The sequence below is a fragment of the Micromonospora sp. HB375 genome (assembly GCF_017872985.1).
In the GTDB taxonomy this organism is placed as follows: domain Bacteria; phylum Actinomycetota; class Actinomycetes; order Mycobacteriales; family Micromonosporaceae; genus Micromonospora; species Micromonospora chalcea.
The window spans coordinates 6,636,244-6,652,646 of the sequence record NZ_JAGGJO010000001.1 but is presented as its reverse complement, the minus strand read 5'-3'; the positions used below and the strand labels follow the sequence as shown (position 1 = coordinate 6,652,646).

The following is a 16,403-nucleotide window of genomic DNA, read 5'->3' as shown; positions in this document are numbered from 1 at the left end:
CCGGGAGTGGCGAGGCCGAGGTCTCCTCGACCACACCGCCCAGTGACGGACCCCCGGGGTACGGCAGGTGATCGGGCACCCGCCGTACCCCGGGCCCACCTCGGTCAGTAGGACTTGTCCTGGCCGAGGACGTGCTGGGCGACGAAGTTGAGGATCATCTCGCGGCTGACCGGGGCGATCCGGCCCGCGCGTACCGCGCCGAGCAGCGTCGACACGCCGTACTCGGTGGTCATGCCGGCCCCGCCGAGCGCCTGGACGGCGGTGTCGACGGCGAGCGCGGCGGCCTCGCCGGCCGCGTACTTGGCCATGTTGCCGGAGATGCCCGCTTCCAGGTCGCGACCCGCGTCGTACAGCGTCGCCGCCTTGTAGATCATCAGACGGGCCAGCTCGACCTGGACCGCCGCGTGCGCGAGCGGGTGCGCCACGCCCTGGTGCGAGCCGATCGAGTTCCCGCCCCACACCTTGCGGGTGGCGGTGTAGTCGCTCGCCCTGTCGATCGCGTACCGGCCGGTGCCGGCGCCCATCGCGGCCACCGTGATGCGCTCCGGGTTGAGCCCGGCGAACAGCGCCGGCAGCCCGGCGTCGAGCGACTCGCCGACGAGCGCGTCGGCGGGCAGCCGGACGTCGTCGAGGAAGAGCAGGAACTGGTTCTCCGGCGACAGGATCTCCATGTCCAGCTTGGACTTCTCCAGGCCCGGCGCGTCGGTCGGCACGATGAACAGCGCCGGCTTCAGCTTCCCGGTGGACGCGTCCTCGGTGCGAGCGACCACGAGGACGTGCCCGGCCTCGTCCACGCCGGAGATGTAGATCTTCCGGCCGCTGAGCAGCCAGTCGTCGCCGTCGCGGCGGGCCACTGTGGAGAGCCGGTGGAAGTTCGAACCGGCGTCCGGCTCGGTGATCGCGAAGACGATCTTCTCGGAGCCGTCGGCGAGCCCGGGGAGGTGCTTCTTGCGCTGCTCCTCCGTGCCGTGCTTGCTGATGATCGTGGCGGCGATGGCGGGGGAGACCACCAGGAGCAGCAGCGGGCAGCCGGTCGCGGCCAGCTCCTCGCAGACGAGCGCCAGATCGGTGATGCCGCCGCCCCCGCCGCCGTACTCGGTGGGGATGTTGACGCCCAGGTAGCCCAGCCGGCCGGCCTCGTGCCACAGCTCGGTGGTGTGCTCGCCGGCCTTGGCCTTCGACACGAAGTAGGAATGGCCGTACTTGCGTCCCAGCTCCCGTACCGCATCGCGGAGCTGGTCCTGTTCGGGGGTGAGGTCGAAGTTCACTGGGGGTCCTCCTCGGGGTCCACGACGGCCAGTACGGCACCCGTCTCGACCTGGCCGCCGGCGGGCACCGGCAGTTCCGTCACCACGCCGTCGGCGGGGGCGAGCACGGGATGTTCGAGCTTCATCGCTTCGAGCGTCAGCAGCAGGTCACCGGCGGCGACGCGCTGACCGACCTCGACGTGCACCCGGGTGACCGCCCCGGGCAGCGGCGCGAGCAGCGACCCGGCCGCCAGCTCCGCGGTGGGCAGGGGCAGGCGGGGCAGCTCGGTGAGGCTCGCCGCCCCGTCCGGGCCGTCCACGAAGACCGACGACCCCACCCGGTGTACGCGGAAGGCCCGGCGAACCCCGTCGACGTCGAGCACCACCCGGTCCGGGGCGGCCGTCACCAGCTCGACCACCGGCAGCTCGGTGTTAACAGGGGACCCTTCCTCTACCGGATCCGTTAAGAGGGGGCCCTTCCTTCCCCACTCGGCGAGGGCGCCGGTGCGGTCCAGGCGGTAGTGGACCTCGATCTCCTCGTCGCCCGGGCCGGTGAACCGGGTGACCTGCGGGAAGGAAGGCACGTTGCGCCAACCCGACGGCAGCCCGGCCAGCACCGGGGCGGCGGCCCGGCGCGCGGCGGCAGCGGCCAGCGCGGCGGCCAGCGCCACCACCGGAAGCTGCTCGGCCGGCAGCAGCGGCTCGAACACCTCCGGGTGCCGGTCCAGGAAGCCGGTGTCGACGTCCACGGCGGCGAACTCCGGGCTGCGCAGCACGCGGACCAGCAGGTCCCGGTTGGTGGCCACGCCGTGCAGCTCGGCGCGGGCCAGCGCGCCGGCCAGGGCGCGGGCCGCCTCGGTGCGGGTGGGCGCCCAGGCGACGAGCTTCGCCAGCATCGAGTCGTAGTGCACGCTCACCGTCGAGCCGTCCACCACACCCGAGTCCAGGCGCAGCCCCCGGGCCGGACCGAACTCGGCGGCGACCCCGGGGATCGCGAACCGGTGCAGCGTGCCGGTGGCCGGACGGAAGCCCTGAGCCGGGTCCTCGGCGCACAGCCGTACCTCGATGGCGTGGCCGTCGGCCGGCGGCGTGGTGGTGACCGGCAGCGGCTCGCCCTCGGCGACGAGCAGTTGCAGCCGGACCAGGTCCAGCCCGGTGGTCAGCTCGGTGACCGGGTGCTCCACCTGGAGGCGGGTGTTCATCTCCAGGAAGTGCACCTGCCCGTCCGGCGCGAGCAGGAACTCCACTGTTCCCGCGCCGACGTAGTCGACGGCCCGCCCGGCCGCCACCGCCGCCTCGTGCAGCGCCGCGCGCACGTCGTCGGGCAGCACGCCGGGCGCCTCCTCGACGATCTTCTGGTGGCGGCGCTGGATCGAGCAGTCGCGTACCCCGAGGGCCACGACGGTGCCGTGGGTGTCGCCGAAGATCTGCACCTCGACGTGGCGGCCGCGTTCCACGTACCGCTCGATGAAGACCGTGCCGTCGCCGAACGCCGCCGCGGCCTCGCGGCGCGCGCCCGCGACGGCCTCGGCCAGCCCGGCCGCGTCGTGGACGATCCGCATGCCCCGGCCGCCGCCACCGGCGGCGGCCTTGACCAGCACCGGGAAGGCGGTGACCTCGGCCGGGTCGGTCCACGTGGGCAGCATCGGCACGCCCGCGTCGGCGAGCAGCGCCTTGGCGGCCATCTTGTCGCCCATCGCCGCGATCGCCTTCGCGGACGGCCCGACCCAGGTCAGGCCCGCGTCGGTCACCGCCGCCGCGAACTCGGCGTTCTCGGCCAGGAAGCCGTAACCGGGGTGGACGGCGTCCGCGCCGGACCGGCGGGCCGCGTCGAGGATGGCGTCGATGCGCAGGTACGTCTCGGCCGGCGTGTTCCCCGGCAGCCGTACCGCCTGGTCGGCGTCGGCGACGAACGGCGCGTCGGCGTCCGCGTCGGAGTGCACGGCGACGGTGGCCACGCCGAGGGCGCGGCAGGTGGCGAAGACCCGGCGGGCGATCTCGCCCCGGTTCGCGACCAGAAGCTTCGTGATCAATTGAGTACGCCCCCTACATCCGGAAGACGCCGAAACCGTCGGCGCCCTTCACCGGTCCGTTGTGGATCGCCGACAGGCACAGCCCGAGGACGGTACGGGTGTCCCGGGGGTCGATCACCCCGTCGTCGTAGAGCCGCCCGGACAGGAACAGCGCGCCGGACTGCGACTCGATCTGCTGCTCGACCATCATCCGCATGGCGGCGTCGGTGTCCTCGTCGTACTCGCGGCCCCGGGCGGCGGCTGCCTGCCGGGCCACGATGGACAGCACCCCGGCGAGCTGCGCCGGGCCCATCACCGCCGACTTCGCGTTCGGCCAGGTGAACAGGAACCGCGGCTCGTACGCCCGGCCGCACATGCCGTAGTTGCCGGCGCCGTAGGAGGCGCCCAGGTTGACGGTCAGGTGCGGCACCTTCGAGTTCGACACCGCGTTGATCATCAGGGCGCCGTGCTTGATGATGCCGCGCTGCTCGTACTCGGTGCCGACCATGTAACCGGTGGTGTTCTGCAGGAAGACCAGCGGTGTGTCCGCCGCGTTGGCGAGTTGGATGAACTGCGCGGCCTTCTGCGCCTCCTCGCTGAACAGCACGCCCCGGGCGTTCGCCAGCACGCCGACCGGGTAGCCGTGCAGCTCACCCCAGCCGGTCACCAGCGCGGTGCCGTAGCCGGGCTTGAACTCGTCGAACGCGCTGTCGTCGAGTACCCGGGCCAGCACCTCGCGCGGGTCGAACGGCACCTTCAGGTCGGCGCTGGCGATGCCGAGCAGCTCCTCCGGGTCGTACCGGGGTGGCAGCGGGTGCGGGTTGCGGGGCGGCGGGCCCTGCTTGCGCCAGTTGAGCCGGCGGACGCACTGCCGGGCCAGCCGGATCCCGTCGCGTTCGTCCTCGGCGAGGAAGTCGGCCAGGCCGGACGTGGTGGCGTGCATCGCCGCGCCGCCCAGCGACTCGTCGTCGGTGACCTCGCCGGTGGCCATCTTCACCAGCGGCGGCCCGGCCAGGTAGACCTGCGAGCGGTCCCGGATCATGATGGTGAAGTCCGACATGCCGGGCACGTACGCGCCACCGGCGGTGGCGTTGCCGAAGACCACGCTCACCGTCGGGATCCGCTGCGCCGACAGCCGGGTCAGGTCCCGGAACACCCGGCCGCCCGGAATGAAGATCTCCGCCTGGGTGGGCAGGTCCGCCCCGGCCGACTCGACCAGGTTCACCATCGGCAGCCGGTTCGCCGCCGCGATCTCACCCGCCCGCCGGGTCTTCGCCAGCGACCACGGGTTGATCGCGCCGCCGCGTACCGTCGGGTCGTTCGCCACGATCAGGCACTCGACGCCCTCGACCACGCCGATGCCGGTCACGGTGCTGGCGCCGACCGGGAAGTCGGTGCCGAACGCGGCCACCGACGACAGCTCCAGGAACGGGCTGTCCGGGTCGAGCAGCAGCTCGATCCGCTCCCGCGGGAGCAGCTTGCCGCGACCGTGATGGCGGGTCACGTACTTCTCGCCGCCACCGCCCCGCGCCTGGTCGAGCGCCGCCTCCAGTTCGGCGAGGCGTTCCAGCAGCGCCTCCCGGTTGGCGGTGAAGGCGGGCGCGGACGGGTCGATCGTGCTCTGCAGAACTGTCGTGCTCACAGGCCCATGCCCTTCGCGATGATCTCGTTCATGATCTCGGTGGCGCCGCCGCCGATGCCGAGCAGCCGGGCGTCGCGGTAGTGCCGCTCCACCTCGGCGTCACGCATGTAGCCGAAACCGCCGTGCAGTTGCAGCGCGGCGTCGACGACGAAGTCGCACGCGGACACCGCCACGTTCTTCGCGATCGCCACCTCGGTCACCACCGGCTGCCCGGCGGCGACCCGCTCGGCGACCTCGTGCACGTACGCCCGGGCCGCCTCGGTGCGGGAGTGCATCTCGGCCAGCCGGTGCCGCACCACCTGCCGCGAAACGAGCGGCCGGCCGAACGTCTGACGGTCCCGGCACCACCGCACCGTCAGGTCCACGCAGCGCTGCGCGGTCGCGTACGCCTGCGTGGCGAGCGACAGCCGCTCGGCGGCGAACTGCTGCATGATGGCGAGGAAGCCGGTGTCCTCCGGGCCGACCCGGTTGCGCACCGGCACCCGGACGTCGACGAAGGACAGTTCGGCCGTGTCGGAGCAGTGCCAGCCCAGCTTCTCCAGCCGCCGGCCCACCGTGAACCCCGGCGTGCCCTTGTCGATCACGAGCAGGCTGAGCGAGCCCGACCCGGGAAAGTCGGTGCAGACCGCAGTGGTGACGAAGTCGGCCCGGACCCCGCTGGTGATGTACGTCTTGGCGCCGTTGACCACGTAGTGGTCGCCGTCGCGTACCGCGCAGGTGCGGATGCCCGCCACGTCCGAGCCGCCGTCCGGCTCGGTGATCGCCAGCGCGCCGATCATCGTCCCGGCGAGCGCGGGACGGACGTACTTCTCGATCAGCGCCTCGTCCTGAGCCTGAACCATGTGCGGCAGCGCGATGCCGTGCGTGAACAGCGCGGCGATCAGCCCCGACGACCCGCCCGAGCGGATGATCTCCTCGGTGACCACCATCGAGTCGAGCAGGTCGCCGCCGCTGCCGCCGACCGACTCCGGGAAGCCGATGCCGAGCAGGCCGACCTTCGCGGCGGTCTCGTGCAGCGACCGGGGCAGTTCGCCGGCCCGCTCCCAGTCGGACAGGTGCGGCAGCACCTCCCGGACCACGAACGAGCGGGTCAGCTCGCGTAGCTGCCGGCGTTCCGGCGTGTCCACGATGGTCATGCCGCAACCTCCGTCGGAAGGTCGACCACTCGCGAGCGCAGCAGCTCGCCGAGCGCCTTGGCCTGGGGATCGAACCGGGTGGACGCGGCCACGCCCTGCCCGAGCAGCCCGCGGATCACGAAGTTGACGGCGCGCAGGTTCGGCAGCTCGTACCGCTCGACGGTGAGCGACGCCGTCTCCGGCAGCAGCTCGGCCAGCCGTTCCACGGTCAGCCAGTCGCGCAGCCACGGCCAGGTCGCGTCGGTACGCGCCCAGACGCCCAGGTTGGCGTCGCCGCCCTTGTCGCCCGAGCGCGCGCCGACCAGCTCACCGAGCGGCCCCCGCCGGGTGGCGTGCAAGGAAGGGCCCCCTGTTAACGCCTCGTGTTGTACAAGGGTCCCTTCCAAACCGCTCGTCACCGTCGGCGGCGGGATCGGCACCCGCTCGCCGGAGGGCAGCACCGCCACGTGCTCGACCGCGTCCTGCGCGATCGCGTCGGCGGTGAACACCCCGTACGGCGTCGCGTCACCGGGCAGCGTGGTGAGCGTGCAACCCGGATAGGAGGCCAGCGCCAGCTCCACCGCCGCCGCCGAGAACGCCCGCCCGGCCCGCGACTTGTCGCCGTCGCGCAGATGTACGTGCAGCAGCGCGCTCGCCGCCTCGGTGTCGCCGGTGTCCGGGTGGTCGGTACGGGCCAGCGTGAACTCCAGCCCTTCCGTGCCGACCGACTCCTCGATCTGGGCGCGGACCAGTGCCGCCTTGGCCGGGATGTCCAGCCCGCACAGCACGAACGTCATCGAGTTGCGGAAGCCGCCCAGGTTGTTGACGCCCACCTTCAGCGTGTCCGGCGGCGGCGTGCCGCGCACCCCGGACACCCGGACCCGGTCCGGGCCCTCCTGCTCCAGCCGCACCGTGTCGAGCCGGGTCACCACGTCCGGCCCGAGGTAGTCCGGGCCGCCCACCTCGTACAGCAGCTGGGCGGTGACCGTCTCGACCGTCACCGCGCCGCCGGTGCCGGCGTGCTTGGTGAGCACCGAGGAGCCGTCCGCGTGCAGCTCGGCGATCGGGAAACCGGGCCGGTGCCCGCCGTCCGGCAGTTCGGTGAAGAAGCTGAAGTTGCCGCCGGTGACCTGCGCGCCGCACTCGATCAGGTGCCCGGCCACCGTGGCCCCGGCCAGCGCGTCGAGGTCGTCGCGGGTCCACCCGAAGCGGGCGATCGCCGGGCCGACCGCCAGCGAGGCGTCGGTGACCCGACCGGTGACCACCACGTCCGCGCCCGCGTCCAGGCAGGCCGCGATCCCGAACGCGCCCAGGTACGCGTTGGCGGTCAGCGCGTCCGGCCGCTGGATCGCGTCGCCCTCGACGTACCCGACCCGCACCTGGAGGCCGAGCCGGTCGCCGAGCGACCGGATCGCGTCGGCCAGCCCCGCCGGGTTGAGGCCGCCCGCGTTTGTGACCAGCGTGACGCCGCGCTCCAGCGCGGTGCCGAGCACGCCCTCCGCCTGGCGCAGGAACGTCTTGGCGTAGCCCAGCGACGGGTCGCGCATCCGGTCCCGGCCGAGGATGAGCATGGTCAGCTCGGCCAGGTAGTCACCGGTCAGCACGTCCAGCTCGCCGCCGTCGAGCATCTCCCGCCAGGCGGCGAAACGGTCGCCGTAGAAGCCCGACGCGTTCCCGATCCGCAGCACGCTCATGAGGGAACTCCGCTCGCCGGTTCCCGCTTGTCACCGGGCGGGCCGGCGAACGCCTGGGCCACGTCCAGCCACTCGTCGGCCACCGGCCCGGTGGCGGTCAGGGCCAGGTCGGCGCGGTGCCGGCGCTGCGTGACGAGCAGGCAGAAGTCGAGCGCCGGGCCGGTCACCCGGTCGGCCGCGTCGGCCGGCCCGAACTCCCACACGTCACCGCCCGCGGGCGCGGTCAGCTCCACCCGCACCGGCGCCGTGGGCACCGCACGGCCGTGGGCGGCGAAGCCGTGCCCGAGGGTACGGAAGCCGAGGTGCGCGATGTGGCGCAGGCGCTGCGTCGGGGTACGGCTGACGCCCAGCGCGTCTGCCACGTCCTCGCCGTGCGCCCACGTCTCCATCAGCCGGGCCGTCACCATCGAGGTGGGCGACATGCTGGTGCCGTACCAGGGGATCTTCTGCCCGGCCGGGACGGCGGTGAGCGCGCCGGCGAGCGCCGACCGGCCGGAACGCCAGCGGGCCAGCAGCGCAGGCGGGGGCGCGAGGAAGGACTCGGCGCCGTCCTCGACCAGGCGCGACGGGTCCGGCGCGGCCATCACCGAGGCGAAGAACGCGGACTCGTCGGTGGCCGCCAGGTAGGCGACGTGGTCGGTCCAGGCCAGGTGTGCGATCTGATGTGCGACGGTCCAGCCCGGGGCCGGTGTCGGCCGCTCCCATCCGTCCGGTGGCAGGTCCGCGACGAGCGCGTCGAGTTGTTCGGACTCGGCGGCCAGATCCGCGAGCAGGGCTGTCAGGTCGACCATTGTGCCTCCGGGCGGGGGTGGGTCAGGGGATCAGTGCCGCTCGCTCTCGGGGGTGAGCAGCGCGGCGAGCTGGCGTTTCCAGGTGTGCAGCAGGGCGGCGCGGCGGGGCGAGTCGTCGCTGAGCAGGTTGGCCACGCCGAGGCCGCGGAGCAGGTCGAGCGTGGCCTGCACCGACTCGCGTACGCCCGGCTTGCGCTCGTCCACGCCGAGCAGCTCGACGGTGAGCCGGTGCATCTCGCGGCCGATCCGCGCCTCCAGCGGCACCAGCGCGGCGCGCAGCTCGGCGTCGGTACGCGCGGCCACCCACAGCTCCAGCGCGGCCGCGAACAGCGGGCCGGTGAAGGAGGCGGCGAGCAGGTCGACCACGCCGTCGAGCCGCTGCGGGCCGACCGGCAGGGCCGCCGCCTCGGCGCGCAGCTCGGCCGCCCGGCGCTCGGTCAGGTGCGCGACGGCGGCGGTGACCAGCGCGGCCTTGGTGGGGTAGTGGTGCAGCTGGGCGCCCCGGGAGACCCCGGCGCGGGCCGCCACCACTGTCGTGGTGGTGCCAGACCAGCCGTGCTCCACCAGGCAGTCGACTGTCGCCTCCAGCAGCCGGGCCTGGGTGGCGCGGCTGCGCTCCTGCTGCGGAACTCGGCTCGGTGCGGTGGACACGCCATCAGCCTGCCGCCCCCAAAACAAACAGTCAAGCCTGACTTTTTTGAAGGAGGGGGCCCTTGTTAACGCCTGCGGTAGCGGAAGGGCCCCTTTTTAACGCCTCAGCGGCCGTCGCGCGGAGCGAAGACGGTGAGCGCGTCGGCGTCGGAGTGGCGGGAGCGGACGTACTCGTCGGCCCAGGCCGCCGCGTCCGGAAAGGCGGACTCGGTGGCGATCCGGGCACATGCGGCGTCCACGTCGAAGCGCGTACGGCGCAGTTGCACGCCCGGACCGAGCAGCGCCCACCAGGCGCCCGCGCCCCCGTACGGCATGCCGACGCTGCCCGGGTTCACCACCAGGCGGCGGTCGGCCAGCCGGGTGAACGGCATGTGCGTGTGCCCGCAGACCACGGTGCCGACCTCGGGCGGCAGGCCGGCGAAGACCTCCGCCCAGCGGTCCAGCCGCGAGTCGACGAGCACGACCTCCTCGTCGTCGCGCGGGGTGGCGTGGCAGAACAGCACGTCGCCCAGACCGGTGACCGGCAGCGTGACGGACGGCGGCAGCGCGGCCAGCCGGGCCACCTGGTCGTCGCGGAGCTGCCCCGCGGCCCAGTTCGACACCTCGATCGGGGACGCCGCCCCGGCACGCGCCTGCACCAGCTCCCGGTCGGCGTTCCCGCCGACCCAGCAGGCCCGGTCACCGAGCGCGGCCAACCGGTCCAGCACCTCGACCGGCTGCGGACCGGCCGCCAGGTCGCCGGTGAGGACGATCAGGTCGGCGGCGGCCACGTCCGGCTCGGCCAGCACTGCTTCCAGCGCGGGCAGCACACCGTGGATGTCGGAGAGAACGGCGACACGATCCGGCATCGCCTCAGCCTGGCGACCCGTACCCGGAAGGTCCAGCAATTCTGCGCCGGGCAGAGACGGCACCGGCCCGGCTCCGCGCGTTGGCGGGCCGGGCCGGAGAAGCCGGTACGGAGGTCAGACCCGCGCGCGGCGGGCCAGGCGCTCCGGGTCGAGGATGATGATGCTCTTGCCGTCCAGTCGCAGCCAGCCGCGCGAGGCGAAGTCGGCGAGCGCCTTGTTGACGGTCTCCCGGGAGGCGCCGACGAGCTGGGCGATCTCCTCCTGGGTGAGGTCGTGCGTCACGCGCAGCACGCCGCCGTCGCGGGTGCCGAAGCGGCCGGCCATCTGGAGCAGGTTCTTGGCGACCCGACCCGGCACGTCCGTGAAGATCAGGTCGGCGAGCGAGTCGTTGGTCCGGCGCAGCCGGCGGGCCAGCACCCGCAGCAACTGCTCGGCGATCTCGGGCCGGTTGTTCAGCCACGGCCGCAGGGCCTGCTTGCGCAGGCGTACGAGCCGGGTGTCGGTGACCGCGGTGGCGGTCGCCGTACGCGGACCGGGGTCGAAGAGCGACAGCTCACCGACCATGTCCGACGGGCCCATCACGGCGATCAGGTTCTGCCGGCCGTCCGCCGCGCGGCGACCCACCTTGATCTTGCCGGACAGGAGGATGTAGAGACTGTCGCCGGGTTCGCCCTCGTTGAAGACGATTTCGCCCTTGCGGACCTCGATCGTCTCCATCTCCTTGGCGAGCGCCTCGGCAGCCTCCGGGTCGACACCCTGGAAGATCCCGCTGCGGGCCAGTACCTCGTCCATCGCGCACCTCCGCCTGCGCGTGCCGTCCGTCGGCCGGGTCCGCCGTCCGCTGATCCCTCGCGCGCCGCCAGTCTAGGCGCACATGAGTAGGAATCAGAGGTGCACCCCTGGAATCTTGATCGTTGGGCGTAACCCGCCCGACCCGGTGAGCAGCTAAGATCCCGCTTCCGGTCCGGGCCGGCGCCACCCGTTCCCTCCTGTGATCGTAGGGTGACCGGCGTGCTGTGTGAGCCGTTCCTGACCACCCGGTCCGAAGCCGGGTGGGACATCCCCCTGCTGGTCTGGCGGCCCGAGACGCCGCTGCTGGCGGTCGGCTCCGCTCCGCTGGGCGGCGGGATCGGCGTCCGCGGGTGGGTGCTGAACGCGACGGTGCCGATGTCGTACGACCGGGACGACCCCGCCGCGCACCTGGCCGAACTGGCGCACGGCCTCGGCCTGGGCGGACCCGGCGTCGGGCTGCTGACCGGCGTGGACGTGACCGAGGTGGTCAGCCGCGCCGACGGCGGCGTCCGGGTCTGGGCGACCGTCGGCCTGGGCACGCCGGTCTGGGCCGCCGCGCCCGAGCCGGCGCGGCCCGCCGTGCCCGAGCCCGCGCAGCGCGTCGGCACGGTCAACATCGTCGCGTACGTGCCGCAGCGGCTCGGCGACGCGGCACTCGTCAACGCGGTGGCCACCGCCACCGAGGCGAAGGCGCAGGCGATCTGGGAACTCGGACTGCCTGCCACCGGCACCCCCACCGACGCGGTGACTGTGCTCTGCCCGGCCGACGGCGATCCGGCCCCGTACGGCGGGCCCCGGTCGGCCTGGGGCGCGCCACTGGCCCGGGCCGTGCACGCCGCCGTCCGCTCGGGCGGCGCCGGAACCGTGGTGCCCTGGTCCGACCGGCGGGCGGGCTGACGTGCGCCCCTCACATGCGACACGCCGGGTTTTCCGACCGATCGGCCCTCGTCGCGGCGTTCCGGGGACGGTAGCGTCGCCGACGATGTACGCTCCCGCCCGTTCTGTGCCCCGTGCCCGCCGCGCCGCCGTCGCCGCGCCGCGCCCAGCCCTCCCCGGACCTCGTCGAGGCGCGGTCCGGACCCGTCTGGCCGCGCTCGCCGCGCTCGCCGCCGTCCTGTTCGCCACCGGCTGCGCCGGTGACGCCGGCGGATCGGGCGGCGACGCGAGGTGGCAGGCCGGTCAGGGCGGCGGGTCGACCGGCGCGGCCGGACCCGCCACCGGTGACCAGCCCGCGGCGCCGAACGCCCCCGACGAGCCGTCGATCTCGCTCACCGCGACCGGCGACGTGATCATGGGCAACGCCCCGGACCGGCTGCCGCCCAACGGTGGCAAGGGCTTCTTCGACGACGTGAAGTCGGCGCTCAAGGGTGACCTGGTGATGGGCAACCTGGAGGAGCCGCTCACCGACGACACCGGCGCCGGCAAGTGCGGCCCGCAGCCGAAGAACTGCTACCAGTTCCGGGCGCCGCCCGGCTACGCCGCGCACCTGCGCTCGGCCGGGTTCCAGCTGCTCAACCAGGCCAACAACCACGGCTACGACTACGGCCGCCAGGGCTACGAGAACACCCAGTCGGCGCTGGAGGCGCACGGGCTCAAGCACACCGGCGCGCCCGGTGAGATCACCGTGGTGGACGTCAAGGGCGTCAAGGTCGCCGTGGTGGGCTTCTCGTCGTACCCCTGGTCCAACAGCCTGGTCGACCTGAACGCCGCCAAGCAGGTGATCGAGATGGCCAAGGAGGCGGCCCAGATCGTCGTGGTGCAGGTGCACATGGGCGCCGAGGGGTCGGACAAGACCCGGGTGAAGCCGGGCACCGAGATGTTCTTCGGCGAGAACCGTGGCGACCCGATCCGCTTCTCCCGCACGGTCATCGACGCCGGGGCCGACCTGGTCATCGGCCATGGTCCGCACGTGCTTCGCGGGATGGAGTTCTACAAGGGGCGGCTGATCGCGTACAGCCTGGGCAACTTCGCCGGCGGCGGGAAGTCGCTGAACAGCTCCGGGCGACTCGGCTGGGGCGGCGTGCTCAAGGTGTCGCTCACCGCCGAGGGGAAGTTCGTCGGCGGCACGTTCACCTCCACCGTGATGAACGGAGTGGGACGCCCGTCGGTCGACCGGCAGAACCGTGGCCTCGGGCTGGTCCGCGAGCTGAACGGGGCCGACTTCCCGGACACCGGGGCGAAGCTCGACGCGACCGGGAGGATCACCGCGCCCGCGGGTGGCTGAGCGCACGACCACCGCGCCGAGCCGCCGGAGCGTCGGCCCCGCGACGTAGGCTGGCCGACGTGACCACGCGCTCCCCCGAGACCGACCTCGGCCGTACGCGCCGCGCCCGGCGCATCGGCCGCGTGCTGACCGAGACGCACCCCGACGCGCACTGTGAACTCGACCACTCCAACGCGCTGGAGCTGGCAGTCGCGACGATCCTGTCCGCCCAGTGCACCGACAAGAAGGTCAACGAGGTCACGCCGAAGCTGTTCGCCCGCTACCGCACCGCGGCCGACTACGCCGGGGCGGACCGCGCCGAGCTGGAGGAGCTGATCCGGCCCACCGGGTTCTACCGCAACAAGACCAGCTCCCTGATCAACCTCGGGCGCGCGCTCTGCGAGCGGTACGACGGCGAGGTGCCCGGCCGGCTGGACGACCTGGTCACGCTGCCGGGGATCGGCCGCAAGACCGCCAACGTCATCCTCGGCAACGCCTTCGGTGTCCCCGGCATCACCGTCGACACGCACTTCCAGCGGCTCGTGCAGCGGTGGGCGCTCACCACCGAGACCGACCCGGTGAAGATCGAGCACGCGATCGGCGCGCTCTACCCGAAGCGCGACTGGACGATGCTGTCGCACCGGGTGATCTTCCACGGCCGCCGGGTCTGCCACGCCCGCAAGCCTGCCTGCGGCGCGTGCACGCTGGCGAAGCTGTGTCCCGCGTACGGCACCGGGCCGACCGAGCCGGCCGCTGCGGCCAAGCTGCTCAAGGGCCCCCGGGCCCGTGACCTGGCGGTGGCCGTCGGCCTCGACCCCGACCTGGTGCCGCAGCAGGCCGCCGCGGCGGACGTGCCGTGATGCGCCGTCTCGCGTACCTTCTCGTCCCGCTGCTGCTCGCGGTGGCGGGCTGCACCGCCACGGCCGACGAGCCGGAACGTCCGGCGCCGGCGACCCGGGCCGAGCGCCCCTCGCCGTTCGCCGACTGTGCTCCGCTGACCGTCGTGCCCGCCGCCGCGGCTCCGACGCCCGCCGGTAAGGCCGGGGACCAGCTCCCCGACCTGACGCTCAACTGCTTCACCGGCGGCGCGCCGGTGAACCTGCGCGACGTCAAGGGCCCGGCGGTGATCAACGTGTGGGCGTCCTGGTGCCCGCCGTGCCGCAAGGAGCTGCCCGCGTTCCAGCGGCTCAGCGAGCGGGCCGACGGCCGGTTCCAGGTCATCGGCGTGAACAGCCGGGACAGCCGCGGCGGCGCGCAGTCCATCGGCGAGGACTACGGCGTCGGCTTCCCGATGCTGCTCGACCAGGGCGACGCGTTCCAGCGCGCGCTGGAACGCAACGCGTTCCCGCTCACGGTGCTCGTCGACGCCGACGGGCGGATCCGGCACACCGACGCCACCGGCGCGCTCGACGACGCCCGCCTCGCCGCGCTGCTCCAGCGCCACCTCGGGGTGAAGGTATGACCCGACGGCCGCCGGGGTGGTTCGACCCGCTGCTGGGCCGGCTCGGCACCGCGCGCGCGGAAGACTTCACCCGCATCGTCACGCCGGAGCGCGGCGGCCGGGAGAGCGCCGTGCTGGTGCTGCTCGGTGAGGAGCCCGGCGCCGGGCCGGACGTGCTGGTCCTCCAGCGCGCCGCGACGCTGCGCAACCACGCCGGTCAGCCGGCGTTTCCCGGCGGCGCCGCCGACCCGGAGGACGCCGACGCCCGCGCCACCGCGCTGCGCGAGGCGAACGAGGAGGTCGGGCTCGACCCCGGCAGCGTCACCGTGCTGGCCGAGCTGCCCCGGCTCTGGATCCCGGTCAGCGACTTCGTGGTCACGCCGGTGCTCGCCTGGTGGCACGACCCGCACCCGGTGCACCCGCGCGAGCCGGCCGAGGTCGCGCACGTGGCCCGGCTGCCGGTCACCGAGCTGGTCGACCCGGAGAACCGGATGCGGGTCCGTCATCCGAGCGGCTGGACCGGCCCGGCGTTCTCGGTGCGCGGCATGCTGGTCTGGGGCTTCACCGCCGGCGTGATCGACCGGTTGCTGGAGATGGGCGGCTGGTCCCGGCCCTGGCCGCGCTCACGGGTGGTGGAGCTGCCGCCGGTCGACGCCACACCCGCGCCGTCGGCGGGCACCGAACCGGCCGACGAGACACCCGTGCGTTGATCACCGGTACGCATCCTCGGGTCACGTTCCGCGAGCGCTGAGCCGAGCACGGGCCCGGTGCCCGTACCCTTGGGGCGTGTCCGCCGTGGATCTCGTCCTTCTCCTGCTCATGCTCGTGTTCGCGATCAGCGGATACCGTCAGGGTTTCGTCATCGGGGCCCTGTCGTTCTCCGGCTTCTTCCTGGGCGCGCTGCTCGGCCTCCAGGTCGGGCCGCTGATCGCCCAGCAGTTCACGGCGAGCGGCACCCGCGTGCTGGTCTCCCTGGTGGCGATCTTCGGGCTCGCGGTGCTTGGGCAGGCGCTGGCCGGCTGGCTCGGCTCCAACCTGCGGGCGGCCATCACCGGGCCGGCCGGGCGGAAGGTCGACGACGTCGGTGGCGCGTTCATCTCGGTCATCGCGGTCATGCTGGTGGCCTGGCTGGTCGCCGTGCCGCTCGGCTCCTCCTCGGTGCCGTGGCTGGCCTCCTCGGTCCGTAACAGCGCGCTGCTCACCGTCGTCGACCAGGTGCTGCCGGACAAGGCGCAGGACCTGTCCACCGCGCTGCGTGACACCGTCGACACCAACGGCTTCCCGGACGTGTTCGGCGATCTCGCGCCGACCCGGGCCCGGCAGGTCGCCCCGCCCGACCCGGCGCTGGCCAACTCGCAGGTGGTGCAGAACAGCAGGCGGTCGGTGGTGAAGGTGCTGGGCTCCGCGCCGAGCTGCTCGCGCCGCATCGAGGGCTCCGGCTTCGTGTACGCCGACGACCGGGTGATGACGAACGCGCACGTGGTCGCCGGCACCCGCTCGGTGGCGGTGGAGCTGCGCGGCGAGCGGTACGACGGCGAGGTCGTCGTCTACGACCCGGACCGGGACCTCGCCGTGCTCTACGTTCCCGGGCTGCCCGGCCCGTCGCTGCGCTTCGCCGCCGGTCAGGCCGCCACCGGCGCGGACGCGATCGTGCTCGGCTTCCCGCTCGACGGCCCGTACGACGCCCGCCCGGCCCGGATCCGGGACGTCGACCGGATCACCGGTCCGGACATCTACTCGGCCGGGGACGTCACCCGGGAGATCTACACGATCCGGGCGCTGGTCCGCAGCGGCAACTCCGGTGGCCCGCTGGTCTCCTCGAACGGGCTGGTGCTCGGCGTGATCTTCGCGGCGGCGGCGGACGACCCGAACACCGGTTTCGCGGTGACAGCGGCCGAGGCGCGGCCGGTGGCGCTGGCGGGCGCGGAGCGTACCCGGGGAGTGGCCACCGGCGAGTGCACCTGAGC

General features: G+C 73.4%; 15 protein-coding genes. 6 read left to right on the top strand and 9 right to left on the bottom strand.

From position 1 onward, the window contains the following. Positions 1 to 104 precede the first annotated feature (104 nt). The 9 genes from J3R08_RS29665 to J3R08_RS29625 form a co-directional block, all read right to left on the bottom strand. Positions 105 to 1,268 (bottom strand): acyl-CoA dehydrogenase family protein, encoded by a 1,164-nt coding sequence (locus J3R08_RS29665; RefSeq protein ID WP_043327864.1) that lies wholly within the window; start codon positions 1,266 to 1,268, stop codon positions 105 to 107. Then, the gene (locus tag J3R08_RS29660) at positions 1,265 to 3,280 is read right to left on the bottom strand and encodes a biotin carboxylase N-terminal domain-containing protein (protein WP_209963590.1); all 2,016 of its coding nucleotides are present in this window, start codon (positions 3,278 to 3,280) and stop codon (positions 1,265 to 1,267) included. The genes J3R08_RS29665 and J3R08_RS29660 overlap by 4 nt, the downstream gene beginning before the upstream one ends. Before the next feature lie 13 nt (positions 3,281 to 3,293). After that, positions 3,294 to 4,901: an acyl-CoA carboxylase subunit beta gene (locus J3R08_RS29655; protein ID WP_069088221.1), complete on the bottom strand. Its 1,608-nt coding sequence runs from the start codon at positions 4,899 to 4,901 to the stop codon at positions 3,294 to 3,296. Next, complete coding sequence (locus tag J3R08_RS29650; RefSeq protein WP_043327867.1) at positions 4,898 to 6,037, bottom strand: acyl-CoA dehydrogenase family protein; 1,140 nt, start codon at positions 6,035 to 6,037, stop codon at positions 4,898 to 4,900. Before J3R08_RS29650 ends, J3R08_RS29655 begins: the two co-directional genes overlap by 4 nt. Beyond that, a complete protein-coding gene (locus J3R08_RS29645) occupies positions 6,034 to 7,710 on the bottom strand; it encodes an acyclic terpene utilization AtuA family protein (RefSeq protein WP_209963587.1) in 1,677 nt (558 codons plus the stop codon). The genes J3R08_RS29650 and J3R08_RS29645 overlap by 4 nt, the downstream gene beginning before the upstream one ends. After that, positions 7,707 to 8,501 (bottom strand): TIGR03084 family metal-binding protein, encoded by a 795-nt coding sequence (locus J3R08_RS29640; RefSeq protein ID WP_064446797.1) that lies wholly within the window; start codon positions 8,499 to 8,501, stop codon positions 7,707 to 7,709. The genes J3R08_RS29645 and J3R08_RS29640 overlap by 4 nt, the downstream gene beginning before the upstream one ends. A 30-nt stretch (positions 8,502 to 8,531) precedes the next feature. Then, positions 8,532 to 9,152 carry a TetR/AcrR family transcriptional regulator gene (locus J3R08_RS29635; RefSeq protein WP_043327870.1) on the bottom strand — a complete coding sequence of 207 codons (621 nt, stop codon included), beginning with the start codon at positions 9,150 to 9,152 and terminating at the stop codon, positions 8,532 to 8,534. Positions 9,153 to 9,256: 104 nt separating this feature from the next. Next, a complete protein-coding gene (locus J3R08_RS29630) occupies positions 9,257 to 10,000 on the bottom strand; it encodes a metallophosphoesterase (protein ID WP_043327871.1) in 744 nt (247 codons plus the stop codon). A gap of 114 nt (positions 10,001 to 10,114) precedes the next feature. Next, a complete protein-coding gene (locus tag J3R08_RS29625; RefSeq protein ID WP_007466162.1) occupies positions 10,115 to 10,792 on the bottom strand; it encodes a Crp/Fnr family transcriptional regulator in 678 nt (225 codons plus the stop codon). Between the two features lie 219 nt (positions 10,793 to 11,011). Here J3R08_RS29625 and J3R08_RS29620 point away from each other — a divergent pair, with 219 nt between their 5' ends. The 6 genes from J3R08_RS29620 (at position 11,012) to J3R08_RS29595 (ending at position 16,401) form a co-directional block, all read left to right on the top strand. After that, complete coding sequence (locus tag J3R08_RS29620) at positions 11,012 to 11,689, top strand: adenosylcobinamide amidohydrolase (protein WP_043330858.1); 678 nt, start codon at positions 11,012 to 11,014, stop codon at positions 11,687 to 11,689. A gap of 187 nt (positions 11,690 to 11,876) precedes the next feature. After that, on the top strand, positions 11,877 to 13,016 hold the full coding sequence (locus J3R08_RS29615) for a CapA family protein (RefSeq protein ID WP_051611570.1): 1,140 nt from the start codon (positions 11,877 to 11,879) through the stop codon (positions 13,014 to 13,016). 59 nt (positions 13,017 to 13,075) lie between these two features. Next, positions 13,076 to 13,855 (top strand): endonuclease III, encoded by a 780-nt coding sequence (nth, locus tag J3R08_RS29610; RefSeq protein ID WP_064446796.1) that lies wholly within the window; start codon positions 13,076 to 13,078, stop codon positions 13,853 to 13,855. Next, a complete protein-coding gene (locus J3R08_RS29605) occupies positions 13,855 to 14,457 on the top strand; it encodes a TlpA disulfide reductase family protein (RefSeq protein ID WP_043327874.1) in 603 nt (200 codons plus the stop codon). Before nth ends, J3R08_RS29605 begins: the two co-directional genes overlap by 1 nt. Beyond that, entirely contained in the window at positions 14,454 to 15,146 is a 693-nt protein-coding gene (locus J3R08_RS29600) for a CoA pyrophosphatase (RefSeq protein WP_043327875.1), read from the top strand. Before J3R08_RS29605 ends, J3R08_RS29600 begins: the two co-directional genes overlap by 4 nt. Positions 15,147 to 15,222: 76 nt before the next feature. Next, the gene (locus J3R08_RS29595; RefSeq protein WP_043327876.1) at positions 15,223 to 16,401 is read left to right on the top strand and encodes a MarP family serine protease; all 1,179 of its coding nucleotides are present in this window, start codon (positions 15,223 to 15,225) and stop codon (positions 16,399 to 16,401) included. The last annotated feature ends 2 nt before the right edge of the window (positions 16,402 to 16,403 follow it).